Genomic DNA, 2,689 nt, shown 5'->3' with positions numbered 1-2,689 from the left:
CGCTCCGAAAACTGCGAAGCAAGAAACCGCACCAACGCTTGCGAGGTGGTCAATCGGATTGTGCTCATCGGTCGCCTGCCCTTCTCTTCAGAGTCGCCGGGCAAGCCCCGGGTTTTAGATGATCAGCAATGCGGCTCCCAGCGCCGAGAGCGCGAGCGTCGCGATCTCGAACTGCTTCTGGTTGACGCGGTGCACGAGGGCCCGTCCGGCGAGTGCGCCCGCCGCCACGGCCGGAATGAGCAGCGCCGCCATGACGATCGTGTGCCAGGTGATGAGGCCGAGTCCGACGCTGATGGGGACCTTGAACAGGTTCACCGCGAAGAAGAACCACGCCATGGTGCCCAGGAACCGCAGCTTCGAGAAGCCCGAGAGCATCAGGTACAGGACCATGACCGGTCCGGCCGCGTTCGCCATCATGGTGGCCGCTCCGGCGGCGACTCCCGCTCCGGCCGCCGCGCTCCTGCGTGCCAGACCGGTCGGCGGCTTCGGCTCCTCGGGCCTGGGCCGCAGTTTCGACCAGACCTGTAGGGCGAGCATCGCCAGCAGGATCGCCCCGATGACCACCCGCATTGTCGAGTCGTCCGCGAACCACAGCGCCACGGCGCCGATCGCGGTCCCGATCACGACCCATGGAGCCAGCCGCCCCAGCACCCGCCACTCCACGTGGCGGGAGTAGAAGCGGATCGCGAACAGGTCGCCGAGGATCAGGACCGGCAGCAGCGCCCCGGTCGACTCCTTCGCCGGGAGCAGGGTCGCGAACAGCAGGATCGACAGGGAGGCGGTCCCATTGATGCCGGTCTTGGAGAAGCCGACCAGTGCCGCCGCGAGCGCCAACAGCGCCCAGGCCGATGGAGTTGAGGGAAGTTCGGTCATGAGTCCGCATCTTTCACTCCCCTCCCGCGGTCCCGAACGGCAGTCGCGGGTCGACGTCCTGTGCGGCCCAGGTGGACCGGACCCAGCCGTGGGCGGGGTCGTCGCAGATGAGCCAGGCCCGTTCCTGGCCGGGGCCGGCCATGACGTTGAGGTAGTAGAGGTCGTAGCCGGGGGCGGCGGCGCTGGGGCCGTGCCAGCCGTGGGGGATGAGCACGACATCACCGGACAGGACCTCGGCACAGACATCGATCGGGCGTTCGGGCGTGCCGTAGACGCGCTGGAACGCGAAGCCCGGGCCTTCGGGTCCTGCGGCGACCTCGAAGTAGTAGATCTCTTCGAGTTCGCTCTCGTTCTCGCCGGCCTCGTCGTGCTTGTGCGGCGGGTACGACGACCAGTTCCCTCCTGGCGTGAGGACCTCGCACACCAGCAGCTGCTCGGCCTCGAAGGTGCCGGGCAGGCAGTAGTTGTTGACCTGCCGGGAGCAGTTGCCGGCGCCGCGCAGCTCGACCGGGACGTCCTCGGCCGGGCCGTAGCGGGCCTGAAGCCGCTCCTCGCACTTGGCGGACGGCAGGGCGAATCGTCCGCCGACCGCACTGGTGACTGTGGCGGTGGCGTCCCTTGGGATGTATGCGAAGTCGGTGGCGCCGTTGAAGACGCCTTTGCGGCCTTCGAGTTCGAAGAGTTCGTCGTCGCATTCGACGGTGCATGAGCCGGTCAGCGGCAGCACCAGCGTCTCGGCGTGGCCGGTCTCGAAGGTGTGCCCCTCCCCGGGGCCGAGCTCCAGGATCTTGAGTCCCGAGTAGCCCCATTCGGCGCTCTCGGGGGTGACGACCGTGCCGAACGGTCCGTCCGCGGTCGAACGCGCTGGCAGGTGGTAGCGGTTCATAGCAGGCTCACCACCGCGTCGATTGCTCCGGCGACATCGTCGTCGGCGGGATAGAGGAGGGACCGCCCCACGGTCAGTCCGACCATATTGGGCAGGGCAAGGGACTTCGCCCATTGCTCTCGCTGCGCTTCGATGTCGGTGACCTCGCCGCCGAGGACCACCATCGGCAGGGTCGAGGCCGCGGCGACCCGTTCCATATCGGGGGCGGTCGGGAGTTTGAGCCAGGTGTAGGCCGAGGTGGAACCGAGGCCGGAGGCGATCGCGGCGGACTTCACCACGGCCTCGGTCGTCAGATCGTTGACCAGCCTGCCGTTCACGCGCTTGGAGATGAACGGTTCGATCATGGCGATCAGTCCGTGCCCGGCGAGCGCGTCGATTGCCTTCGCCGTCGCTTCCAGGGTCGGCGTGGTGCGGTCGTCCTCGTAGTCGATGCGCGTGAGCGTCTTGCCGCCGTCGAAGCCCATGCGGGCGATGCCTTCGGCGTTCATGCCGGTGAAGCGGTCGTCGATCTCCCAAGCGGCCCCCGCGAGGCCGCCGCGGTTCATCGAACCGAACACGACCTTGCCGTCCAGTGCACCGAGGAGCAGCAGGTCTTCGAGAATGTCGGCGGTGGCGAGCACGCCGTTGCAGCCGGGGTTCTGGAGTGCGACCTGTAGCCGGTCGAGCAGGTCGCCCCGGTCGGCCATCGCAATCGGGTTCCCGCCGGTGCCGAGCGAACCGCGCGCGGTGTGGTCGGCCGCGATGATGAAGCACTTGCCCGACGCCCCAACGGGAGTCGTGGCCCGTTCGCGCTTCGCCGCGGCCGCTGCGATCGCCACGGGCCGGTGCAGGCGCGTGTCGGCCAGCGAGGCGAGCGTGTCAGCGTGCATCAGTGCCTCCTGCAACAGCGCTCTCCTTCAGCTTGAGTTCGACTTCGGTCCGGGTGGGCAT

The 2,689-nt window shown here is 68.3% G+C and carries 3 protein-coding genes; all 3 read right to left on the bottom strand.

Annotated features, from left to right (window positions below; genetic code table 11):
- Positions 1–114: 114 nt before the first annotated feature.
- From FAB82_RS04215 to FAB82_RS04205, 3 genes are read right to left on the bottom strand one after another with little or no spacing between them, the layout of a single operon-like run.
- Entirely contained in the window at positions 115–873 is a 759-nt protein-coding gene (locus tag FAB82_RS04215) for a sulfite exporter TauE/SafE family protein (protein WP_136533298.1), read from the bottom strand.
- A 13-nt stretch (positions 874–886) separates the two neighbouring features.
- Positions 887–1,759, bottom strand: coding sequence for a 5-deoxy-glucuronate isomerase (gene iolB, locus FAB82_RS04210; protein ID WP_136533297.1), 873 nt, complete (start codon positions 1,757–1,759; stop codon positions 887–889).
- Positions 1,756–2,628, bottom strand: a complete 873-nt coding sequence (locus FAB82_RS04205) for a Cgl0159 family (beta/alpha)8-fold protein (protein ID WP_136533296.1) — start codon at positions 2,626–2,628, stop codon at positions 1,756–1,758. Before FAB82_RS04205 ends, iolB begins: the two co-directional genes overlap by 4 nt.
- Between the last annotated feature and the right edge of the window lie 61 nt (positions 2,629–2,689).

It is taken from the genome of Glycomyces buryatensis, from assembly GCF_004912275.1.
In the GTDB taxonomy this organism is placed as follows: domain Bacteria; phylum Actinomycetota; class Actinomycetes; order Mycobacteriales; family Micromonosporaceae; genus Glycomyces; species Glycomyces buryatensis.
This window is presented reverse-complemented; position numbering and strand designations above follow the sequence as displayed.

What these genes read in the sequence shown, in the direction of transcription:
- FAB82_RS04205 (WP_136533296.1), bottom strand. Translation starts at nt 2,628, where the DNA reads ATGCACGCTGACACGCTCGCCTCGCTGGCCGACACGCGCCTGCACCGG.
- iolB (WP_136533297.1), bottom strand. Translation starts at nt 1,759, where the DNA reads ATGAACCGCTACCACCTGCCAGCGCGTTCGACCGCGGACGGACCGTTC.
- FAB82_RS04215 (WP_136533298.1), bottom strand. Translation starts at nt 873, where the DNA reads ATGACCGAACTTCCCTCAACTCCATCGGCCTGGGCGCTGTTGGCGCTC.